This window comes from Chryseobacterium sp. 22532 (genome assembly GCF_052044665.1).
GTDB classification, from domain to species: Bacteria; Bacteroidota; Bacteroidia; order Flavobacteriales; family Weeksellaceae; genus Chryseobacterium; species Chryseobacterium lathyri.
Genome location: NZ_JBQENJ010000001.1, coordinates 227,884 through 249,621, shown reverse-complemented (window position 1 = coordinate 249,621; position 21,738 = coordinate 227,884). Strand labels below are relative to the sequence as shown.

At 36.2% G+C, this 21,738-nt stretch carries 22 protein-coding genes and 1 tRNA gene; 13 read left to right on the top strand and 10 right to left on the bottom strand.

Features of this window, described 5'->3' with window-relative positions; genetic code table 11:
- Positions 1 to 122 precede the first annotated feature (122 nt).
- The 7 genes from ACTJIV_RS01250 (at position 123) to ACTJIV_RS01220 (ending at position 9,222) form a co-directional block, all read left to right on the top strand.
- Positions 123 to 788 (top strand): N-acyl amino acid synthase FeeM domain-containing protein, encoded by a 666-nt coding sequence (locus ACTJIV_RS01250; RefSeq protein WP_440625119.1) that lies wholly within the window; start codon positions 123 to 125, stop codon positions 786 to 788.
- Positions 789 to 911: 123 nt separating this feature from the next.
- Positions 912 to 3,203, top strand: coding sequence for a TonB-dependent receptor domain-containing protein (locus tag ACTJIV_RS01245; RefSeq protein WP_440625117.1), 2,292 nt, complete (start codon positions 912 to 914; stop codon positions 3,201 to 3,203).
- 144 nt (positions 3,204 to 3,347) lie between these two features.
- Positions 3,348 to 3,572, top strand: coding sequence for a hypothetical protein (locus ACTJIV_RS01240; RefSeq protein ID WP_111954059.1), 225 nt, complete (start codon positions 3,348 to 3,350; stop codon positions 3,570 to 3,572).
- A gap of 147 nt (positions 3,573 to 3,719) precedes the next feature.
- A complete protein-coding gene (locus ACTJIV_RS01235) occupies positions 3,720 to 4,952 on the top strand; it encodes a radical SAM protein (RefSeq protein ID WP_440625114.1) in 1,233 nt (410 codons plus the stop codon).
- The gene (locus ACTJIV_RS01230; protein ID WP_440625112.1) at positions 4,945 to 7,119 is read left to right on the top strand and encodes a peptidase domain-containing ABC transporter; all 2,175 of its coding nucleotides are present in this window, start codon (positions 4,945 to 4,947) and stop codon (positions 7,117 to 7,119) included. Before ACTJIV_RS01235 ends, ACTJIV_RS01230 begins: the two co-directional genes overlap by 8 nt.
- A 251-nt stretch (positions 7,120 to 7,370) precedes the next feature.
- Positions 7,371 to 8,774, top strand: coding sequence for a nucleoside recognition domain-containing protein (locus tag ACTJIV_RS01225; protein WP_440625110.1), 1,404 nt, complete (start codon positions 7,371 to 7,373; stop codon positions 8,772 to 8,774).
- 55 nt (positions 8,775 to 8,829) lie between these two features.
- Positions 8,830 to 9,222 carry a hypothetical protein gene (locus tag ACTJIV_RS01220; protein ID WP_111954051.1) on the top strand — a complete coding sequence of 131 codons (393 nt, stop codon included), beginning with the start codon at positions 8,830 to 8,832 and terminating at the stop codon, positions 9,220 to 9,222.
- Between the two features lie 14 nt (positions 9,223 to 9,236).
- On the opposite strand, the gene ACTJIV_RS01215 is transcribed toward ACTJIV_RS01220, so the two are convergent.
- The 4 genes from ACTJIV_RS01215 to ACTJIV_RS01200 form a co-directional block, all read right to left on the bottom strand.
- Positions 9,237 to 10,124, bottom strand: coding sequence for a ferric siderophore ABC transporter substrate-binding protein (locus tag ACTJIV_RS01215; protein WP_440625108.1), 888 nt, complete (start codon positions 10,122 to 10,124; stop codon positions 9,237 to 9,239).
- A gap of 32 nt (positions 10,125 to 10,156) precedes the next feature.
- The gene (locus tag ACTJIV_RS01210; protein WP_111954049.1) at positions 10,157 to 10,555 is read right to left on the bottom strand and encodes an ExbD/TolR family protein; all 399 of its coding nucleotides are present in this window, start codon (positions 10,553 to 10,555) and stop codon (positions 10,157 to 10,159) included.
- A gap of 95 nt (positions 10,556 to 10,650) precedes the next feature.
- Positions 10,651 to 11,355: a MotA/TolQ/ExbB proton channel family protein gene (locus ACTJIV_RS01205; RefSeq protein WP_111954047.1), complete on the bottom strand. Its 705-nt coding sequence runs from the start codon at positions 11,353 to 11,355 to the stop codon at positions 10,651 to 10,653.
- Between the two features lie 171 nt (positions 11,356 to 11,526).
- Positions 11,527 to 11,988 carry a hypothetical protein gene (locus ACTJIV_RS01200; RefSeq protein ID WP_111954045.1) on the bottom strand — a complete coding sequence of 154 codons (462 nt, stop codon included), beginning with the start codon at positions 11,986 to 11,988 and terminating at the stop codon, positions 11,527 to 11,529.
- A 169-nt stretch (positions 11,989 to 12,157) separates the two neighbouring features.
- On the opposite strand from ACTJIV_RS01200, the gene ACTJIV_RS01195 reads away from it, so the two are divergent.
- The 3 genes from ACTJIV_RS01195 (at position 12,158) to ACTJIV_RS01185 (ending at position 14,855) form a co-directional block, all read left to right on the top strand.
- Positions 12,158 to 13,954 (top strand): DUF885 domain-containing protein, encoded by a 1,797-nt coding sequence (locus tag ACTJIV_RS01195; RefSeq protein ID WP_111954402.1) that lies wholly within the window; start codon positions 12,158 to 12,160, stop codon positions 13,952 to 13,954.
- Between the two features lie 97 nt (positions 13,955 to 14,051).
- Positions 14,052 to 14,498, top strand: a complete 447-nt coding sequence (locus ACTJIV_RS01190; RefSeq protein WP_440625105.1) for a DinB family protein — start codon at positions 14,052 to 14,054, stop codon at positions 14,496 to 14,498.
- Between the two features lie 3 nt (positions 14,499 to 14,501).
- Complete coding sequence (locus ACTJIV_RS01185) at positions 14,502 to 14,855, top strand: hypothetical protein (RefSeq protein ID WP_440625103.1); 354 nt, start codon at positions 14,502 to 14,504, stop codon at positions 14,853 to 14,855.
- A 12-nt stretch (positions 14,856 to 14,867) separates the two neighbouring features.
- Here ACTJIV_RS01185 and nth read toward each other — a convergent pair whose 3' ends face one another.
- A complete protein-coding gene (nth, locus tag ACTJIV_RS01180) occupies positions 14,868 to 15,488 on the bottom strand; it encodes an endonuclease III (protein WP_111954039.1) in 621 nt (206 codons plus the stop codon).
- A 33-nt stretch (positions 15,489 to 15,521) separates the two neighbouring features.
- Here nth and bcp point away from each other — a divergent pair, with 33 nt between their 5' ends.
- Positions 15,522 to 15,971 (top strand): thioredoxin-dependent thiol peroxidase, encoded by a 450-nt coding sequence (gene bcp / locus ACTJIV_RS01175; RefSeq protein WP_111954037.1) that lies wholly within the window; start codon positions 15,522 to 15,524, stop codon positions 15,969 to 15,971.
- A 92-nt stretch (positions 15,972 to 16,063) separates the two neighbouring features.
- Here the strand turns inward: bcp and ACTJIV_RS01170 are convergent, their stop codons facing one another.
- Genes ACTJIV_RS01170 through ACTJIV_RS01150 form a run of 5 tightly spaced genes read right to left on the bottom strand, consistent with a single transcriptional unit; the run spans position 16,064 to position 20,277 of the window.
- A complete protein-coding gene (locus tag ACTJIV_RS01170) occupies positions 16,064 to 16,597 on the bottom strand; it encodes a GNAT family N-acetyltransferase (protein WP_111954035.1) in 534 nt (177 codons plus the stop codon).
- The gene (locus tag ACTJIV_RS01165; RefSeq protein WP_440625100.1) at positions 16,566 to 17,231 is read right to left on the bottom strand and encodes a hypothetical protein; all 666 of its coding nucleotides are present in this window, start codon (positions 17,229 to 17,231) and stop codon (positions 16,566 to 16,568) included. Before ACTJIV_RS01165 ends, ACTJIV_RS01170 begins: the two co-directional genes overlap by 32 nt.
- A 31-nt stretch (positions 17,232 to 17,262) precedes the next feature.
- Positions 17,263 to 18,345: a mannose-1-phosphate guanylyltransferase gene (locus ACTJIV_RS01160; RefSeq protein WP_223557932.1), complete on the bottom strand. Its 1,083-nt coding sequence runs from the start codon at positions 18,343 to 18,345 to the stop codon at positions 17,263 to 17,265.
- The gene (locus tag ACTJIV_RS01155) at positions 18,339 to 18,938 is read right to left on the bottom strand and encodes a SprT-like domain-containing protein (RefSeq protein WP_111954033.1); all 600 of its coding nucleotides are present in this window, start codon (positions 18,936 to 18,938) and stop codon (positions 18,339 to 18,341) included. Before ACTJIV_RS01155 ends, ACTJIV_RS01160 begins: the two co-directional genes overlap by 7 nt.
- Position 18,939: 1 nt before the next feature.
- Entirely contained in the window at positions 18,940 to 20,277 is a 1,338-nt protein-coding gene (locus ACTJIV_RS01150) for a TolC family protein (protein WP_111954031.1), read from the bottom strand.
- Positions 20,278 to 20,375: 98 nt separating this feature from the next.
- Here ACTJIV_RS01150 and ACTJIV_RS01145 point away from each other — a divergent pair, with 98 nt between their 5' ends.
- Positions 20,376 to 21,620 carry a bifunctional folylpolyglutamate synthase/dihydrofolate synthase gene (locus ACTJIV_RS01145; protein WP_440625097.1) on the top strand — a complete coding sequence of 415 codons (1,245 nt, stop codon included), beginning with the start codon at positions 20,376 to 20,378 and terminating at the stop codon, positions 21,618 to 21,620.
- A 41-nt stretch (positions 21,621 to 21,661) separates the two neighbouring features.
- Positions 21,662 to 21,736 (top strand) — tRNA-Val (locus ACTJIV_RS01140).
- Positions 21,737 to 21,738: the final 2 nt, after the last annotated feature.

Genomic DNA, 21,738 nt, shown 5'->3' with positions numbered 1-21,738 from the left:
TTAGTAAAAAAACGTCCCACTACACAAAAGTGTAGTTTTAAACATTTAATAACAAATCTACACAAAAGTGTAGCAACATCCTATTAAATTCAAAATAAATTTAGTTTAAAATAACTAAAACCATGAAAAACATTAAACTATCTGTTTTAAAAAAGACTGATTTAGAGGAGCTTGCGAAGTTTGTTGTAGAAGAAAATTTTTCACACCACGATGAAAAAACACCTGATATTCAAAGCATTATGGATAAAGAAATAAAGTACATTCATGATGAAGAATTATGTTTTTCCAATTCGAAGATTCTGGTTGCGAAAAATTATGACGACGAAATCATTGGATCTATAAGAACTCTACGATGGAACTATCGTGATAAACTTCCTATTGAAAGAATGTTTTCCATAAACCTTAAGGAGCTCATTGATATTAACCAATATAAGGTCTGGCATATTGGAAGATTTGCCATTAAAAAAAATCCCAACGAGACAGGCATTCGTTTGTTCAAAACATTGATGGCTTGTGCCATTAATGAGGTCTGCATGCACAGTAATGTTGTTGCAGTCGCAGAATGTGACATAAAACTATTAAGAACTCTTAAAATACTGGGTATTGGGGCTTTTGCTATTACTGAATCTATCCATTATTTAGGCTCTGAAACAGTGCCGGTAATTCTTCCTTATGGGGGATTAAAAAATTTCCTTGATAAACACAGACATCTTTTATGCAGTAATAGCGAACAACTACACCAAGGTGTAGTTTTAGTTAATCACCAACAATACTACACTTTTGTGTAGCATCAAAAAAAAAACGGCTTTTTATCTTTGGTTTTAAGGATGAAAAATATATCAATTCTTTTTAAGATCATTATTCTCTTTACTGGAATAATTATAAATGGGCAAAGTATAACGGGAAGGCTGATGAGTTCTCAACAGACCGGCATTGATTATGCTGAAGTTTCTGTGAGCCAAGAAAAAACACGATTCTCCGCCATTAGTGATGAGAAAGGAAATTTCTTCATTAAAGTTCCTCAAAATGGAAATTATAAACTATCCGTGTTGAAAGATGGAAAATTAATCTATGAAAAAAACCTGGAAATTATAAATGATACTAAAGAAAAAATAACAATTGACAATAAAGAGGTTTCGATCCAGGAAATTAACATTTCGAAAAAGAAAAAACTGATTGAAAGAAAAGTTGACAGACTTGTTTTCAATGTAGAAAATTCAATTTCGGCCACAGGTGGAGACGCCATGGATGCTTTAAACATAACCCCCGGCTTATTTGTTCAAAATAATCAGATTTCAATGATTGGAAAAAGCAGTATGTCTATAATGGTTAATGACCGAATGCTTAATCTTTCGGGTGATGATCTTGCCAATTTCCTGAAAAATATCCGGACCGAAGATATCAAATCAATAGAAGTAATAACAAGCCCGCCCTCTAAGTATGATGCACAGGGAAACAGCGGACTTATTAATATTATTACAAAAAATGTAAAGACAGATTCTTATAATGGGAATGTAAGATTCACATTAACACAATCTAAAAGGTTAAGTTCAAATATAGGGACGGGATTTAATTATAACAGAGGCAAGCTTACATTTACATCAAGTGTGAACTATGGAAACGGCAGCCAGGAGCCCTATCAAAGGTACACTCTTGAATATCCAAACTATACATGGAAAGAAGAAAACACTAAAAGAAATTATATAAATAATTTTGGCGGCCGATTTACAATTGATTATAAGATCAATAATAAAATAAGAATAGGAGGCGAATATTCAGGTTCTATCAGTAATCCACTGATTAAATCACAAAACAATTCGTCCATCTTTAATAATTCTCAGATATTGGACTCTTTGATTCAAAACAATTCAAGAATCGAGATTAATCGACATTCAAATGCATTTAATCTATATTCTGTTATCAAATTGGATACAATAGGTCGTAAAATAAGTTATGATTTTGATTACCTGGATTTTAGCACAAGTTCATTGAATAATTTCAGTAGTAATTCTTACTTCTCAGATAATACATTGAAGCCGGAAAACTATTTTTCAGCCAGGAACAGCAGTAACCTTGATGTAAATATCATTACATCCAGATTGGATTTTGATTACCCGACGCAATGGGTCAAGCTGAATTTTGGAGCAAAACTCACTTTTATTAATAACGAAAGTAATGTTTCTTTTTTCAATACCACGCGTGGCATTTCTGAACCAGATCCTTCAAAATCCAATAGTTTTGAATACAAAGAAAATACACAGGCATTGTATATATCCGGGTCAAAAAAGCTCAATGACAAAGTAGAAGTTCAGCTGGGATTCCGTGGAGAGAATACGCAAACAGAGGGAAATTCAGTTACTCTCTCTCAAAAAAATAAAAATAAATATTTTATGCTGTTTCCCACATTCAACATAAGTTATTCTTTTAAAGAGGATAAGTCTGTTGGCCTCAATTATAACAGGAGAATTAACAGACCTACATATAATAACCTGAATCCTTTCAGATTTTATAGTACCTCTTTTAACTATGCTGAAGGTAATCCGTTTCTAAATGCCTATACAACCGATAATATAGAACTCTCTTATTTGTATAAGAATTCGTATACCATGCTGTATGCAAGTTTTATTAATGATGCGATAGACCAGGTTACGTTTGTAAGTCCGGAGTCTCCTATCCAGCGTGTGATTCCTACCAACGCCTATAACCAGTATAATGTAGGGATTTACCAAGGTTATAGTTTTAGCCTGAACCGATGGGAAAGTAATAATAATCTTTCGGTTTATTATACAAGATCCCGTTCTAATATTCCGGAATTGAAGAGCAGCAGCGCCTTCTCCGGCAGTTTTAAAACAGTTAACTCTGTGATTCTGGATAAGGATAAAAAATACCGGGCAGAGGCTTCTTTCTTATATAGATTGCCTTCTTTGGCAGGAAGTTATGAGCTATCAAGTTTTAGCCAATTAAATCTTGGGTTTAAAGCAAGTTTATTTAAACAGAGACTCAATGTAACTATTGAAGCTGTTGATGTTTTAAAAACCAACAAACAAACTTTTACCCAAACCGTCAATAATATCAGACAGAGTAATTATGACTATGCAGACATTAGACGGGTAAACCTCACTCTGGTTTATGGCTTCGGGCAGAAACTGGATCTATACAGAAAAAAGGAGGTAAATACCGAGGAAAAACAAAGAATAAATTAAGATTTAACAGCTTTCTATGCTTATAATTTTCGCAATTATCAGCAGGAACAGTTTTTAGATAAACGCTTGCAAGCAAAGAGCAAATAAAAAATTAATCTCTCTAAACTATGATTTACTTGTTTAATATTTTAAAAACTAAAAACAATGGAAAAGTTTTTTCTAAAAAAAGACGAATTGCTAGACATCTGCAAATCATCTGAGAACGAAGAATTATCTTCAAAAGCAGTTTTATTAGAGAACATCTTAAATGAGGATGTTGTTGGTGGAACAGGTACAATAGGCTATGCTCAGTCTTATTCGCAATCCTATACTGAACACTACGGACAGTCATACTCCAGACAAATTGATGTTACCTTAACACATTTGTAAAATCTCATTAAGAGACTGTCTTTAAAAGACAGTCTCTTATAAAATTACCATCAGACTTTTAAACAGTCTCTTTATTACACGCTTTCAACTGATGCTTAAAACAGTTCTGCTTCATTTGTAGTAAATAACCATAAAAACCATTAAAGCATGAGAAATATTGATCAAATAGTATTAAAAATTTGCAGCAGATGTAATATCAACTGTACCTACTGTTACATGTACAACATGGGTGATAGTTCATATATTCATCAGCCTAAGTTTATAAGTATTGAAAATGTACAAATTCTGGCGGAGAGAATAAAAAAGCACTGTATTCAGCATGATCTCAGAAAATTCAGTATTACTTTTCATGGAGGAGAACCTTTACTCTATGGGAAAGCTAAAATGATCCGGATCATAGAAATTCTAAAATCTATAGAGAATGACAACCTTAAAATCGTTATAGGTCTGCAGACGAATGCCATATTAATAGATGATGAATGGTGCGAGATTTTCAATAAATATAAAATGGGCATTGGAATAAGCCTTGATGGAGTAAAAGAAATTAATGATCAAAACAGAATAGATTTTAAAGGAAAAGGGACTTACGACAAAGTAATTCATGGCGTTAATAAATGTCTTGAACATTCTGTGGATTTTGGTATTCTGTCCGTTGTCAATTCAAAACTGGATCCAATAGAGTCTTATAAACATTTCTCTAGTCTTGGCATCTTAGGATACGATTTATTGCTATTAGATAAAAACCATGATGCCCATGATTCTGCAGAATTCGAAACCGCCGACTGGCTGATCAGTATTTTTGATGAATGGTATCCGAATAAGGAAGGCATCGCAATCAATTACTTTGTAAATATGCTTAATGGCATTTATGGATTAGATATAAAATCCGATGCTTATGGAAAAGGATATAACAAAACTATTATTATTGAAACAAACGGAAGTATTGAAACGCTGGATGTACTAAAGATCTGTGGAGAAAGCTTCACTAAAAACAACCTTAATATCATAGATAATGATCTTGATGATATTTTTGATTCAGAACTGATCAGGCTCTACTATCATTCCAATTTTTTTCTTCCTAAAAAATGTCTTGCATGCCCGGTTCAGGATATATGCGGAGGCGGATATATACCCCATAGATACAGTGCAGAAAATGGATTTAATAATCCTACCATATATTGCAATGACATGCTAAAGTTCATTACCCATCTTCAGAATAAAGTCGTCGATGCCATGATTCCGGAAATAAGAGAAAGATCTAATGTCCAGAAACTGACTTATGAACACGCCTTAGAAATCATCAATGAAACCCTGCCTACCATTCAGGAACCTGAATACACAGAATTTTTAGAAAGCTTCCGAAAAACTGAATATGCTTAAAAAAAACTTTCCATTTATAAAGCAATTAGACAGTCAGGATTGTGGTTTCGCTTGTTTGAGGATGATCGGTAAATATTACAATGACAATTTTTATCTTGAAAATGAAATCATTACCAACTCCAATATTTCAAGGCAGGGTTTATCTATTTCTGACCTGAAAACCATTTCAAAGGAAGTGGGATTCAATCCTATTCCCGTAAAATTGGATTTCCAAAAAATGATAAAGAATGTTCAACTGCCTTCTATTTTTTTCTGGAATCAAAATCATTATGTTGTTGTATACAAAATCACAAAATCCAAAATTTTTGTTGCAGACCCCGGATTCGGAAAAACAGTATATAAAAAAGAAGAGTTCATAAAAGGATGGACACAAAATGGAGACGATGGAATTATACTTGTTTTGGAGCCGACAGAATCATTAATGTCAGTTAAAAAAAATAACGGTAAGGCAAAAACAATTAATCTGAATTATGTTACCCAGTACCTCAAAAAACATAAAATACAGTTTTTTCTTATTGCTTTAACTCTTTTATTGTCTTCCTTTATAGAACTTATTTTTCCTTTTTTCACCCAAAAAGTGGTTGATAAAGGAATTATCCATAAAAACATTAATTTCATATATCTTGTACTGAGTGCACAGATCATCCTTTTCCTAAGCAAAATATCGCTGGAATATTACCGCTCCTGGTTGTTCATGCATATAAGCAGCCGGATCAGCTTTTCCATCATTTCAGATTTTCTGATAAAACTGACAAGGTTGCCTTTTCAGTATTTTAATTCCAAGAACATCGGTGATCTTACACAACGGATTAACGATCATAAAAGAGTCGAAGGTTTTCTGTCTCAGCAATTGATTCAAACTGTATTTGCCATTTTCAGTGTCGTTGTATACTCGGCAATACTGCTTTATTTCAGTCTTAATATTTTCTTAACCGTACTCATATGCTCCATCGTTGAACTCCTCTGGATCTTTAGCTTCCTGGAAAAAATAAGAGTAAATGATCACAAGGATTTTTCACTCCTTTCGAAGGATCAGAACAAGATGTACGAAATGATCAACTCCATTCAGGAAATAAAATTAAATAATCTTGAAGAATCAAAAACAAGACAATGGCAATCTATCCAGAAAAACATATATTATAACAGACTGGAAAAACTTAAAATAGATCAGAAATATCAGAGCTATCGTTTTGTAAGCTTCTTTCAGACAATATTAGTTATATTTTTTGCATCTATGGCGGTTATAGACTCTAAAATGACAATTGGGGGAATGTTATCCGTAATGTTTATTCTGGGCGGCATCAGTGCACCTATCAATCAACTGATCAGTTTTGTGATGCAATACCAACTGGTTAAAATCAGCTTTGAAAGATTAAACGAAATTCATAACAAAAAAGATGAGGATAACATAAGCACCGTTAATAGTCTTCATGAAACTGAGAATATCAAATTCAACAACGTAAGTTTTTCTTATGATCACAAAAATTTCGTTCTAAAAAATATTGATTTGCTCATCCCTAAAAATAAGACCACCGCAATTGTAGGAGTAAGCGGAAGCGGTAAAACATCTTTATTAAAATTGATTTTAAAATTTTACACTCCTCAAATGGGAACTATTGAGGTTGGGGATCATCAGATTGATACTATTAACAATCAGTTATGGAGAAATAAATGTGGTGTTATATTACAGGATAGTGTAATTTTTTCAGACACCATCAAGTACAATGTATCATTGGAGGATAACCCCAATATTGAAATGCTGGATAAGGCTTTAGAACTCGCCAATATAAAAACTTTTGTCAATTCTTTATTACTAAAAGAAAACACAATTATTGGAGCCGAGGGGATCGGCATCAGCCAAGGGCAGCGCCAACGCCTATTAATTGCAAGAACAATTTATAAAAACCCCGACTATATTTTTTTTGATGAAGCCACCAATTCCCTGGATGCGGAAAATGAAAGAATAATTGTAGATAATATAAATAGTTTCTTCAGGAACAGGACAATGATAGTGGTTGCTCACCGATTGTCTACCGTTATAAATGCAGATCAAATAATCGTTCTGGATAATGGAACGATCATTGAGGCAGGCTCTCATGATGAACTAATCAATTTAAAAGGAAAATATTTTTCTTTAATTAAAAATCAGCTAGAATTAGGAGAATAACATGGAAAAGCAAAAAAGTGAAACATTAGGTGATATTCCCAAAATCTTAACATTAGTGGGGTTTGTAATTTGCTTACTGGGCTTATTATCAATACTATATTCCGCATATGTATTATTCTTTTAATACATTGCCTTCCGTAGTTTTGCATATATGTTTACGGATCAATATATCAATGTGAACCAACCGTCTCACATTAGATTTATTCATTTTTCTCAAATTTTCGCTACATTTAAGACCAAAATAAACTAAAATGGTCCTCAGCAGAATTTGGTCGGCTTTCATTATCATTGCCATTGCCATTGCCAGTATAAAATACGTTTCGTCTAGCCACTACAAAACCATCTTCAATGATATGGTGGTAGGAAAAGGCGGTGACACGGTTCAGATTGCCTCACAGCCAATAAATACGCTCACCCCGATTGTCAGAGACAGCCTGATGAAAAAAAATGATTTTGCAGACAGCAGGATCCATTATAAGACAGACTCTCTAAAACAGGACGTAAAAGTTTACAGAGTTCAGGAAGCAGACGGCGTTATCGGAACTTCTGAAACGGCAGTAAAGATCTGCATTGGCCTGATTGGGATCATGACCCTGTTCATGGGATTCATGAGTATTGCTGAAAAAGCAGGCGGAATTAATCTTTTAAGCCGTTTTATCCAGCCTTTTTTCTCGAAACTATTTCCTGATATTCCTAAAAACCATCCGGCTTTCGGACATATGCTGATGAATTTCAGCGCCAACCTTCTCGGACTGGATAACGCCGCTACCCCATTTGGTTTAAAAGCGATGGAAAGCCTCCAGACCTTAAATCCTAATAAAGACACCGCCAGCAATTCGCAGATTATGTTTCTGTGTCTCCACGCAGGTGGAATGACGCTTATCCCTGTCTCTATCATCGCAATCAGAGCATCAATGGGTTCTAAGACTCCTACCGATATTTTTCTCCCGTGTATGATTGCCACTTTTGCAGCAACGTTGGCAGCGATGATTATTGTTTCTTTATATCAGAAAATCAATTTATTAAAACCAGTCGTTCTTGCTTATGTAGGTGGAATTTCAGCTCTTATTGCACTTCTGGTTGTTTATTTGGTTCAATTAAGTAAAGACGAATTGGATACGTTCAGTAAAGTATTAAGTAACGGGCTGATTCTCTTCATTTTCCTGGCAATTGTTCTTGGGGCTGTTTATAAAAAAATTAATGTTTTTGATGCATTTATCGAAGGTGCGAAAGAAGGCTTCACGACCTGCGTTAAGATCATTCCTTATTTAGTTGGAATGTTGATCGCCATTTCCCTTTTAAGAACTTCAGGCGTTTTTGATGTTATAATAGACGGAATGAAATGGGTAGCTAACACAGCCGGCTTTGACCCAAGATTTGTGGACGGACTCCCGACTGCACTGATCAAACCTCTTTCCGGATCAGGAGCCAGAGGAATGATGGTAGACACTATGGCCACGTTTGGAGCAGACAGCTTCCAGGGGAAATTGGCAGCGGTTCTTCAGGGAAGCTCAGATACGACGTTTTACGTCATTGCTGTTTATTTCGGAGCCGTAGCTGTAAAGAATACGAGATATACGGTAATTGCGATGCTTCTGGCGGATTTGGTTGGGGTAATTACTGCAATTGCACTGGCATATTTGTTTTTTGCGTAATAGGCAATGGTGGTTGAGCCACCAATAACTTTAAATTATAAATTTTAAATTCATTATGATCACAGATAAAGAATTCACATTAAGATTAATACGTCAGTTAACTCAAGCGTTGGAAAAGCTGATTCTGGATAAACCTGAAGAAAGCTTAATGCAGAAAGAATTAGACTTTGATTCTTTGATGAAAGATATTTTCAAGATAGATTTTACGGAAATTTCTTCAAAAACAAAAGAAGACATCATTGCAATTGTCAATGAAAGACAGGAAAGAGACCATAAAGATTATTATGAAATGCTGGGGAATCTTTTTTACTTTAAAGGTAAACAGGAGAATAATAAAGACTTTTTAGACAAGTCAAAAACATTTTATGAACTTTATCTCCAGACCAGTGGAATTTTCGCCCTTCCTGTGATCAACAGGATCAATGAAATAAAAAAAGCACTTGAATAAAGTGCTTTTATATTTTAGAATGTGATTTTATAAGTTCCGGTAGAGGAAGTACTTGCTTTTTCAGCTTTGACATATTTCTTAACCCACGCCACCGCGTTCGATGTAATGCAGGGATCGGATGTTCCGCCTGATCTTTTTGCTGAAACCACATTCCCGGCTTTATCCACAGTATAAGCAACTGTAATGGTTCCACTTGCTTTACAGCTGTTTGCAGGCTGTTCTCCACCCCTTCCCATAGTTCCGGGGATGTATCCGATCAGTTTTCTGTCAATCCCCACTTTGCTGTCTCCGTTTCCGTCACCGCCTAAAGGATCTCCCGCATTTCCTATTCCGCTGCCTGTACCTTGGCTTCCGGCTTTTGTTCCTCTCCCCCTGATCAGGTTTCCGATGGCTGCATTTCCTTTTCCGTCACCGCTTCCGGTTTTGGAATTCGCCGTTGTTGCTCCCGTCTTTTTAGTATTCTTTGAAGCGCTTGAACTTGTTGACGTCTTTTTATCTGTCTTTTTTGATTCTTCTTTTTTCGGAATGCTCACCTTAGAATTGTTTCCTGTAATTACCTTTTCCTTTACCTCCGTTTTTTTAGGTTCAGGTGCAGGTTCTGGCTTTATGACCGTTTTTGTTTCCGGTACGGGCGTTTCAGCAGGCTCGGGAGTTACTTCTTCTGTGGCCGCAGCCAAACTTCCCGGCTGATCGGCAGGCTCTTCAATTCCGTTTCCATTCCTGTTGTCTCCGAAATTAACAAGCATTGTTGTCATCACCTCATCCGGTTGTTTATCCAACTCCGGCTTCAGTTTATAAAGAAAAACAAAAAGCAAAATCGCAGACCAGATAAGGATGGAAAGTATAGCACTCTTTATCCTGTCTCTGTTTTGCTCGTTTTTGTTTACAATGTAACTTCTCATCTTAAATGATTCTTTCCGGCAGTCCGGAGGTATTATTTATCTTTAACGGTTGCAATAGCAATATTAAATTTATTCTTTTCAGCAATTTCCATCACAAAAACAACATCTTTATGCATGGTATTTTCATCTGCACGAATGGTAAATGATTTATTCGCCTGCCCCGTTAATTTACTGACAATTACTGATTCCAGTTGTTCCCTTGTAACGGGATTATCATCAACAAAATAAGAGCCGTCCGGTTTAATACTTACCGTTAAAGGATTAGGAATATTATCTTCTACCGCACCCGCTTTTGGTAACTTTACATCAATCGCGCTTTGATTGGCGGCTGACGAAGTTATCATAAAGAATATCAGCATCAGCAAGATAACATCTGTCATCGCTGCCAAACTGAATTCGGGGTTCGCTTTATTTCTTCTCTGAATTTTCATCTGTTTCTTTTTACTTTTTTAATGGTCAGATGGAATCGCTTAATACATTATTATTTTAAAGATAGATGTTTTGTAAGCGATTTCATAAGAAAGATTTATAAAGGTTTGTTGATAAGGTCTAAAAACTCTCCCGACATATTCTGCGCTTTCAATACAAACTTATCAATTCTCGTTAAAAGTATATTGTAAAAAAAGTTAGCAGGAATAGCTACAGCCAAACCTACTGCCGTTTGTCCCAATGCCGTATAAATACCTTCAGACAATGTTTTAGGCGAGAAAGATCCTGTGGCATGAGAAAGGTTAAAGAAAGCGATGATCATCCCGATAACCGTTCCTAAAAGCCCCAACATCGGTGCAATACTCGGTACCACGGCCAAAAGGTTCAGATTCTTCTCCATATTCGCTACTTCTACCTGAGCCTGCGATTCCATGGCGCTTACAATATCAGAAACAGGGCGTCCCAATCTTGAAATCCCCTTTTCCAAAATTCTGCCTTCCGGAGAATTCTGTCTTTTACAGTAATCCGCAGCCGATTCAATTTTCCCTTCTTTGATAAAATCTTCAATATTCTCCATGAAATTGGCATCTGTCTTTGAAGTCAGCCTTTTAATAAAGAAAAAACGTTCAAAGAACAGATAGAGTGAAAATACACCTAAAGCCAGAACGATAAACATTACAATTTTAGCGAAAGCCCCTCCGTGGAACATGATCTTCCAAAATGAAAATTCTAAATCGTCTGTTGCAACTGCAGGAGCAGTAATCTGTGCAAATAAAATCTGAGTAAGTTCCGTTAACAGCATTAATGTGAATTTTTATAAAATTTTAACGACAAATGTAGTGGAATATTATGAATTGCTCTCTTAAAAATTGTTTAAAAACAACTTAAAATTTGTTATGATTAAAAGACAGCAAATTTCTTTCCAAAAGAAAATTTTGAAAAGAAATCTGCTGTAAAAATGATGAGAAAACGGTTAGTCCTCGTCTATAACAATACCGTCCTGCTTAAATTCGCATTTTAGACGGAATGGGATTGGTGTATCGGATCCTGTATAGAAATCGTCAATAGTTCCTTTCCAGATCACCTGAAGCTCACCCTCTTCATTTTTTTCAAACTGAAGTTCATTATCATAGATAAATGCATCTTCATCATCAAATAAATCCACTTCTGTATAAGTTTCTTCATCAGAATCATTGATTTTAATGGTTTTCCCTTCAATCTCCTTCGATTCGATCGGAAAATCAAAAATTTCAAGTGAAAGCTGCGGAAAGTTGTACTGTAATGAATCATCATCTACATGATCCAAACTGTCATCCGTTATAATTTCAACCTCTAATAAATGTTGTTGGTTGCTGTAGACTGCTTTACAATAAGTGTTTCTAATATTGTATTTTAGGGTCTCCTCCGGATGGTAAATTTTTAAAATCCCTTTCATTATTTCTTAAAAAAGAGCTGTAATAATATGATTGTTAAAACGTTTTAGACAAAGATAAAAAATTGATTCAAAGTTGAAAATATTTTGAAAATTATTTTTTTAAATCATTATGATTAATTATTCCGTATATGCCAATAATACTTACTTTTGCTTCATAAAGATTCTGAAAATGAAAAACATTTTATCAAAAGGTATTTTGGGACTGGGACTGGTGATCAGCCTGGCAGCCTGCAAAAAATCTGATTCTCCGCTGACGAAAGTAACACCTACCAATATGGATTCTATTGCATCCAATTATTATGAGCAGTATCTTAAATTGTATCCTTTAGAAGCAACTTCCCAGGGAGATACGAGATATAATGACCAGCTTCCCATTAATATTGACAGGGATTTTATTTCCGGAGAGATCGCTTTTTACAATTCTGTTCAGAAGCAATTGGAAAACGTTGATTATAAAGGCCTTTCGGATGAGGAAAAGGTTGTTTATGATGTTCTGGATTATACTTTAAAAGATAAAATAGAAGCATATGCCTATCATCCGGAATATATTCCATTCACACAGTTTGGGGGCCTTCCTCTGAATTTCCCCTTGTATGGAAGCGGAGAGGGAAGCCAGCCTTTCAAAACAGAAAAAGATTACGATGACTGGCTGAAAAGAATGGAAAAATTCCCGGACTGGATGAATGCTGCTGCAGAAAATTTCCGTGAAGGAATCAACAATAAGATTGTTCTTCCTAAAAAACTGGTGGTCAAAATGATTCCCCAGATGAAGGCTGAGGAAATCACTACAGCCGATATGGAAAAAAATATTTTCTACGGACCTGTTAAAAAATTCCCGAAAAACTTTACAAAAGCTCAAAAAGATAAGTATTCGGCTCTTTATGCTGATGCTATTACCAAAAAAATTATTCCTGCCTATACCAAAATGGGAGCATTTCTGGAAAAGGAGTATCTCCCGAAAGCACGGGATACAGATGGCTACAACAGCCTTCCGAACGGGAATGAGATTTACAGATATTATGCTAAAAGCTGGACAACGACAAAGAAAACTCCTGAAGAAATCAATAAAATAGGATTGCAGCAGGTGGCAATGCTCCGTGCAGAAATGGAAAAAGTAAAGCAACAGGTAGGCTTTACCGGAACACTGGAGGAGTTTATCAACTTTGTAAAAACAGATCCTAAAGCCATGCCTTATAAGACTTCCAAAGAGGTTTTGGATGGGTTTAACGGTATTTTAGCGAAGATTACACCTAAGCTGAAGACTATGTTCGGTGTAACACCTAAAACAAAGTTTGAAATCAGACAAACGGAAAAATTCAGGGAAGCAAGTGCCAGTGCAGAATATATCCAGGGGACTCCGGACGGAAAAAGGCCGGGAATATTTTATATACCGCTTCCTGATCCTGCCAAATTCAATGTAACATCTGGAATGGAATCTCTTTTCCTTCACGAAGCTATTCCGGGGCACCATTATCAGGTTTCTCTTCAGCAGGAGAACACCAAGCTTCCTAAGTTTATGAGATTCGGATGGTTCGGCGCTTATGGCGAAGGCTGGGCACACTATTGCGAAACACTGGGTCCTGAATTCGGACTATATACGGATCCTTACCAGAAAATGGGCTATCTGAGCGATCAGATGCTGAGAGCGGTAAGACTGGTAGTGGATACGGGACTTCATACGGGAACTATGAAAAGAGAGGAAGCTATTAAATATTTCCTGAGTAATATTTCTTATGATGAAGCCAGCGCAACTGCAGAAGTGGAAAGATATATGGCGATGCCGGGCCAGGCATTAGGATACAAGATTGGTTCTCTTCGTATCCGGGAGCTTAGAGAAAAGTATCAGAAAGAACTTGGGAGTAAATTCAATCTGGCCAGCTTCCATGATGAGATCTTAAGCCAGGGATGCCTGCCCCTTGATGTACTAAACAGAAAGATGGAACTTTGGGCAAAAAAGCAGAAATAAATTGCCTTAAACATATCATATTAAGATGGGATGATTAATTTTAATGTCCCATCTTTTTTTGAGAAAAAGTTTAACGAGTCAGTAAATAAAAATTACCATGATCACAGAAAACCTAAGAGCTCTCTACAACAGAGATTTAAATAAATTAAAAACAGAAATAGAGTCCTACAGGAATGAAAACGTAATTTGGAAAACCGATAAAAACATTTCAAATTCTGCAGGAAATCTCTGCCTTCACCTGGTAGGCAACCTCAATAATTATATAGGTGCAGAGCTCGGTAAAACCGGCTATATCAGGAACAGGGAACTGGAATTTTCATTAAAGGATGTTCCGAAAGCTGAACTTATTGAGAAAGTAACGGCAACTATAACGACGGTAAATGACGTGCTCAGCAAATTAACAGCTGAAGATCTTGAAAAGGAATATACTCTTGTTGTTTTCGAAGATACAATGACTACAGGCTACTTTTTAATTCATTTGCTCACCCATCTGGATTATCATTTGGGGCAGATCAATTATCACAGAAGATTACTGGATATATAAAATATGAAGAAAGTATTTACTCCTGTCATTAATACTTCAAGCTTTGAAGAACTGATTTTGAAAAAACAGGGAAACGAAGGAAACAGCACCCTGGTTATCAGTACCATTGATGAGAAAATTAAGAATACTGATATTTATGCCGGCTTCATTAATCTTTGTCAGGAATTCAATATTGAAGTTCAAAATTTTATGCAGGATGATTTCTGCCATGTTGTTATTTCAGTAAATGGCACCGGATCTCTTTCTATGATGTATGAAGATCCTTTTACAGATATTAGCATAGACCTGGCTTCTGTGCTCTACAGAGAGCTGTCTATACAAATCAAAAAACGGGATTTTATACAAAAAATTCTATAAAAGAAATAAATTCTATTTTTCGAACATCATTTTTGTAATGAAATCCTTCTCCCCTTTTCCTCTGGCTGGGGAATATTCTCTTCCATAGTAAATAATCTGCAGATGAAGCTTGTTCCATACCTCTTCCGGAAATATTGCCTTGGCATCTTTTTCAGTTTCCACTACATTTTTCCCTGAGGTAAGCTTCCATTGCGTCATCAGTCTGTGGATATGGGTATCAACCGGAAAAGCCGGGAATCCGAAAGCCTGGCTCATGACTACAGAGGCGGTTTTATGGCCTACTCCGGGAAGTGCTTCCAGTTCTTCGTAGGTTTGGGGAACGATACCGTTGTGTCTTTCCAGTAAAAGTTCCGCCATTCTTTTAAGGTTTTTGGCTTTGGTATTGGATAGTCCTATTTCTTTGATCAGTTCCTTGATCTGATATTCTTCCAGTTTAGCCATCCTTTGCGGAGTTCCGGCGACTTCAAAAAGATGGGGCGTTACCTGATTTACTTTTTTATCCGTCGTCTGTGCAGAAAGCGCTACAGCAACCATCAGGGTATAAGGATCGGTGTGATCTAAAGGAATCGGTGTTGTGGGATATAATTTATCCAATTCTCTCTGAACAAGCTCAGCTCTTTGCTTTTTTGTCATTTAACCATTAAATTTGAACAAAATTAATTCATTATGTTGAAAGTAGGAGATAAATTACCTGAATTTGAAGGAACAAATCAGGATGGCGAAACAATAACCTCATCCAAATTGCTTGGAAAGAAATTAGTCCTTTTCTTTTATCCTCAAGCCAACACTCCTACATGTACTGTGGAAGCCTGTAACCTGAGCGACAATTATTCGAAGCTTGAAAAAGCCGGATACCAACTTCTGGGTGTGAGCGGCGATACGGTAAAAAAGCAAAAGAATTTCCACAGTAAATTCGCTTTTCCATATGATCTTATTGCTGATGAAAACCATGATGTCATCGAAAAATTCGGGGTTTGGCAGGAGAAAAAAACGTTTGGGAAAACATATATGGGAATTGTAAGAACCACTTTTATTTTTGATGAAAATGGCGTTTGTACAAGAGTGATTGAAAAAGTAACGTCAAAGACTGCTGCTGAGCAGATTCTGGAAGGATAATTTTCTTTTGAAACACAGATATCACTACTATTTTCACAAATAATACAATTTACATCTCTGTATTATTTGTGAAAATATTTTTTATGGATTTATTATTCAGTTTCGTAATAGTTTAATTCTTCGGTTTCTCCGGGAAGAATGACATGTTTTTTGAATTTTAATCCCAATTTTTCGATCAGTTTTTGGGAAGAAATATTATCTTTTGAAATGATAGCAGATATTTTTGTTAACCCAAATTCATCCATCCCGATAGATTTTACCTTCTGAGCAGCTTCAAAGGCATATCCTTTTCCTTCAAATTCTTCCAGTAGAGAATACCCGATATCCACAATATCAAGACCTTCTCTTTCGAAAATTCCTACTGCTCCTACTTTTTCGTTTCCTTCTTTAGTTACTAAAAGATAGTTTCCATATCCCAGTCTTTCAATCTGTGGAGCAAATCTGTTCAGGATATAATTTTCTGCATCTTCAATGGTATTCACATTGCGGTTGCCGATATGTTGAATAAATTTTGGTCTGTTATAAAGCTCAAAGACAAAATCTTTGTCTTCACGAGACATAGGACGAAGTATTAATCGTTCGGTCTCATAAGTATTATTTGCGTTTGGGTGTTTTTCTAGGCTCATCTTTCTTTGGTTCTTCTTTTTTTTCGATTTTTAAAAGTCTCGGGTTATTAGCACATTTTTTATTGTAGAGTTCAATATAAGTTCCATTATCCTTTACATTGCTTACAGCACCTGTTGATTTATTGACAGTCACCGTATAATGTGTTTTTTGATAAGGACATTCTTTTGAAGTCAGCTTTCCAAGATCCAGATAATAATGGGCGGCATCTTCATAATAATTGCCGGCAATATCTTTAAACTCCTCATCCACCATATACCCTTCGGTTGTCAGGACAGTGGCAGCTTCTTCAGCATTGTCAATTTTGCCAACAAACTTTTTCAGGGCTTCAAGATCAGTAATGTAATTCATTTTTCCACCTGCTGAGTATGCAATATAATAAAAGCTGTCTTCTTCAGGAAATAGATTAAAACCGGTAAACTGTGGTGTATAGTCTGTTTTTCCACCTGATGTTCTGATCTCCTGGTTCTTTCCGTAACTGTTATAAACCAGCACCCAGGAATCTATCCTGTCATTTGGAATAATTTGTTGTAAAATATTGGGAATACCTGAAAAGTTTTTCTTGTTCTGGGAATATCCTAGAAATCCCAAAAGCAGAAATATAAGAACTATTGATCGTATTGCAGTTTTCATCATAATTTTAAAAATCAGCAGAAAGATAGCAATATTACATGAATTTATCTCCTTTCTTAAAACTTTTAAGATCAAGAACATAGTCTTTTATCAGCTGGTCATTGTCTCTGGGGCAGATCAGCAGCGCCTTATCTGTGTCTACAACAATAAAATCTTCAAGACCGTCAATAATCACAGCTTTATTATTGTTCTTAAGACGAATAATGTTTCCCTTTGAATTATAGTTCAGGAAATGCCTTAGTTTTACTGCATTTCCATTCTCATCCTTTTCAGTGTTTTCATATACGGAAGTCCATGTGCCCAGATCGCTCCATCCAAGATCTGAAGGGATAACATACACGTTCTTTGCTTTTTCAAGGATTCCGTTATCAATGGAAATTTTTTGAACTTTCGGATAAATGGTTTCAATACACCCGTTTTCCTTCGCAGAATTATATTCACACGCCATGAAATGCTGCATCATTTCAGGTAGATACAGCTCAAATGCATGATGAATGCTCTTTACATTCCAGATAAAAATCCCTGCATTCCACAGGAAATCGCCGCTTTCTAAAAAGCTCTGTGCAATTTCAAGAATAGGCTTTTCCGTAAAGGTTTTTACTTTAAAATAATCTGAACCTTTCTTTTCTACAAACTGGATATATCCGTATCCGGTATCCGGTCTTGTAGGGGTTATACCCAAAGTTACCAGATAATCATGTTGGGCAGCAAGATCAAAAGCAAGCTCCACTTTCTCCAGAAATATATCTTCTTTTAAGATCAGGTGATCTGCCGGAAGAACAATCATGGTTGCATCCGGATTAATTTCAGCAATCTTGTTGGCCATGTACAGATTACAGGCCGCTGTATTTTTCATCAGGGGTTCGCCCACAATATTTTCTTCAGGAATTTCCGGAAGCTGTTGATGGGAAAGCGTAACGTATTCTTTATTCGTTATCACGAATATCTGTTCTTTAGGAATGATCCGGCTGATTCTGTCATAAGTCTGCTGAATCATGGTACGCCCTGTTCCTAAAATATCCTGAAACTGCTTTGGAAATTTCTGTGTACTCATTGGCCAGAACCGGCTCCCGATTCCTCCCGCCATGATGACACAGTATCTATCTGATTTTAACATTCTTGCCTACATTTTTCAACCCTAGCCAGAGGCTTGAAAGAATACTTCCTTCCTGTAGCCAGATTCTTACAAAGATAGTTTTTTTTAATCAGACCTTCTAATAAATACTTTTCGTTGCGATATATAAAAAATTCTCCTTTTTGAAGCTCTTCAATGAAATGCAATCTATCATCCTGTTTCTCAGTATGAAAATATCTTACAAGATCCGGGCTGGCCATGAAATTGGCCTTTGGGGATTTTGAAAATCTTATGATAATAGGCCTAAGATCTTCGTCGTAAATCTCAAGACTTTCAAGAAGCATATTTCTAAATGTTTCTTTCCATTCGTTACCATGCGGCGATATTCTTCGTCCGTATTTTTCAAAGGCAATCAGATGAGCCAGCTCGTGGGTAAGGACAAAGAAAAAAAGCGGTGGCGTTAGTGTTGAATTGACAGTTATTTCATGGGAGTTATCAGGAAGCTTTCTGTAATCTCCCAACTTAGAGTTTCTGCCTCGCGTCACTTTTATATGAATATAATAATCCGAAAACCAGACTCTTAAATATTTATGGGTGTTTTGAGGTAAATATTTTTCTAATGACTGAATAGACATTTTACAAAGTTAATGGAATTCCTGAATAGAAATTCAGCAGTTTAAGACTGAAAAGATAATTATATTTTGCCTGGGCAACAGATCCCTGGGCATTGGCATAGTTATTCCTGGCTACATTCACATCATAAATTGTCGATCTTCCTGCCGCATAACTTTTATCCGCAAACTCTAAAGCCAGCTTTGTGCTTTTTTCCGTTTCTACAGCCGAAAGGAAAGTTTCGTAATTGGCATCCACATCAAACTGAGCCTTCTGTACATTCTGTCTTACCGTCTGCTTCTGTTGTTCCAGGGTATTTTTAGCGATACTCTGGTTAATTACAGACTGCTCTACCTGCAGCCTGGTAATTCCTTTGTTGAAAATAGGAATATTCAGGGAAAGTCCTATATTCTGACCGAAATTATCTTTATACTGCTGGAAAAAAGAAGGATCATTAACAAGATTCCCAAGCTGGTCGTAGTTTTTACTTAACATATTATTATAGAACGAAGAAACACCGGCATTCGCAGTCAGTGTTGGCCAAAATCCTGTTTTGGTTACTTCCGTCTGTGCTTCAGCAGACCTGATTCTGCTTTCGGCAGCTTTTATCTGCGGTTGGTTTTCATAGGCGGTAGTAAGAACGTCATCCACAGAGGTAAGCTGGGACGGCAGTGTATCAGAAACAGTTACATCTTCCACATCAAAACCTTTATATTCGGGAAGCTGTAAAAGCTGAACAATGGCAAACAAAGCTCTTCCTACATTTATTTCCGCAGTTTTAAGATTCTGCTTTTCTCTCGCCAAGGCTGCTTCTGCCTCTGCCAGGATAGTTTGTGCAGTTGTTCCTACCTGGGTTGTTATTTTAGCTCTGTCATATTGTTTCTGAGCATTCTCTACCGCACTCTGGGAGATTTTAACAATTTCCTTGTTCAGGAGGACAGTAAGATACTGCTGTGCAATCTGCAGAGAAATATCATTTTTAATGGTTTCTATATCATATTGGCTGGCTTCTACATCAAACTGTATTTTTCTGATGTTTTTCTCTAATCTGCCATTATTGTAAAGCAGAACATCCGCACCCAGGTTCGCGCTGTTGTTGAATCTGTCATTTCTGATACTACCTGTACCCAATGGAAGCTGGCCGAAACCCACTGAATTGGACATTCCTGCGGATACAGAAGGCAGGTATTCCTTTTTAGCCATTTTAAGGTTAGAATCCTGGATCTGTTTAGAATATTGATTTTGGATAACCTGGAGATTATGCTCAACAGCATAGTCTACACATTCTCTTAAGGACCATTTCTTCTGGGCGCTTAGCCCCAGACAACTTAATCCAAAAACGATAATCCAAACTTTTTTCATATTAAGAATTTTCCATATTAGACGAGCCAAATATAAAAAAGTTACAGTTTAAAAAAATTATTGTTTCATTTTAATAAAACTTTTGAGAATTTTGCATCATGACAACCGAACAATATCAGGAATCTGTCGACTGGCTTTTCGTACAGGCTCCCAATTATCAAATTGACGGACTGAAAGCCTATAAGCCTGGATTAGAAAACATTACAAAGCTTTGTACTTTCTTTGGAAACCCACAGGAAAAGATACGATGCATCCACATCGGAGGCACAAACGGCAAAGGATCTACCAGCAACATGCTGGCTTCAGTTCTGCAGGAAGCAGGATACAAAGTTGGTTTATACAATTCTCCACATCTTATTGATTTTACGGAACGTATTAAAGTGAACGGTAAAAACTGCAGTAAAGAGTTTGTCTATCATTTTATCCAAAAACTAAAAACCCTTCCTGAAGATATCCTCCCTTCTTTTTTTGAATTTACAACAATCATGGCATTTGAATATTTTTATCAGCAAAAGGTAGATTTTGCCATTATTGAGGTTGGTCTTGGCGGAAGACTGGATTCAACAAATATTATTAAACCTTTGGTAGCCGCAATTACTAATGTACAGCTGGATCACCAGAATATTTTGGGAGACAGTATTGAAGAGATCGCTGCAGAAAAAGCAGGAATCATTAAGGCCAATATTCCGGTAATTTCCGGAGATGAAAATGAGACCGTTAAAAACATTATCCAACAGACAGCGGATAAAGAAAATGCCCCTTTTATTGATGCTACAATCACACAATCAGATCTGAATTCTGATCTTAAAGGAAATTACCAGAAGAAAAATATCCGGGTGGTTCTTGCATTAATTGAAGAATTAAAAAAAATAAATATTCCCGTTTCTGAAGAAAATATTGAGATGGGATTACTTAAAGTCCATCAAAATACAGGTTTCATCGGACGTTGGTTTGAGTTTTCAAAAGATCCGCTTACGATCTGTGATACCGGACACAACCAGGCCGGACTTGAGTATGTATTTTCTCAACTGAACACCATAAACAAACATAAACACGTTATTTTAGGGTTTGTGAATGATAAAAAGATAGATGAAGTAATGGCTCTTCTTCCTGAAAATTCTGAATTTTATTTTGCCAAACCATCCATCAACAGGGGAAGACATCCTGAAGACTATGAAAATCTCTTGCAGGAGGCAAAAATTTCTTATACAATTTTCGATTCTGTACAGGAAGCGTATCTTTCTGCAAAAGAGCGATGTACAAAAGAAGAAATGATTTTCATCGGCGGAAGCAACTTTGTTGTAGGAGAATTTTTAGAAAAAAATTTGGAGATTTCTGAATAAGTCGTATATTTGCACCACTCTAAACGAGGAAACAAGTATAGGGGCTCTTAGCTCAGTTGGTTCAGAGCATCTGGTTTACACCCAGAGGGTCGGGGGTTCGAATCCCTCAGGGCCCACA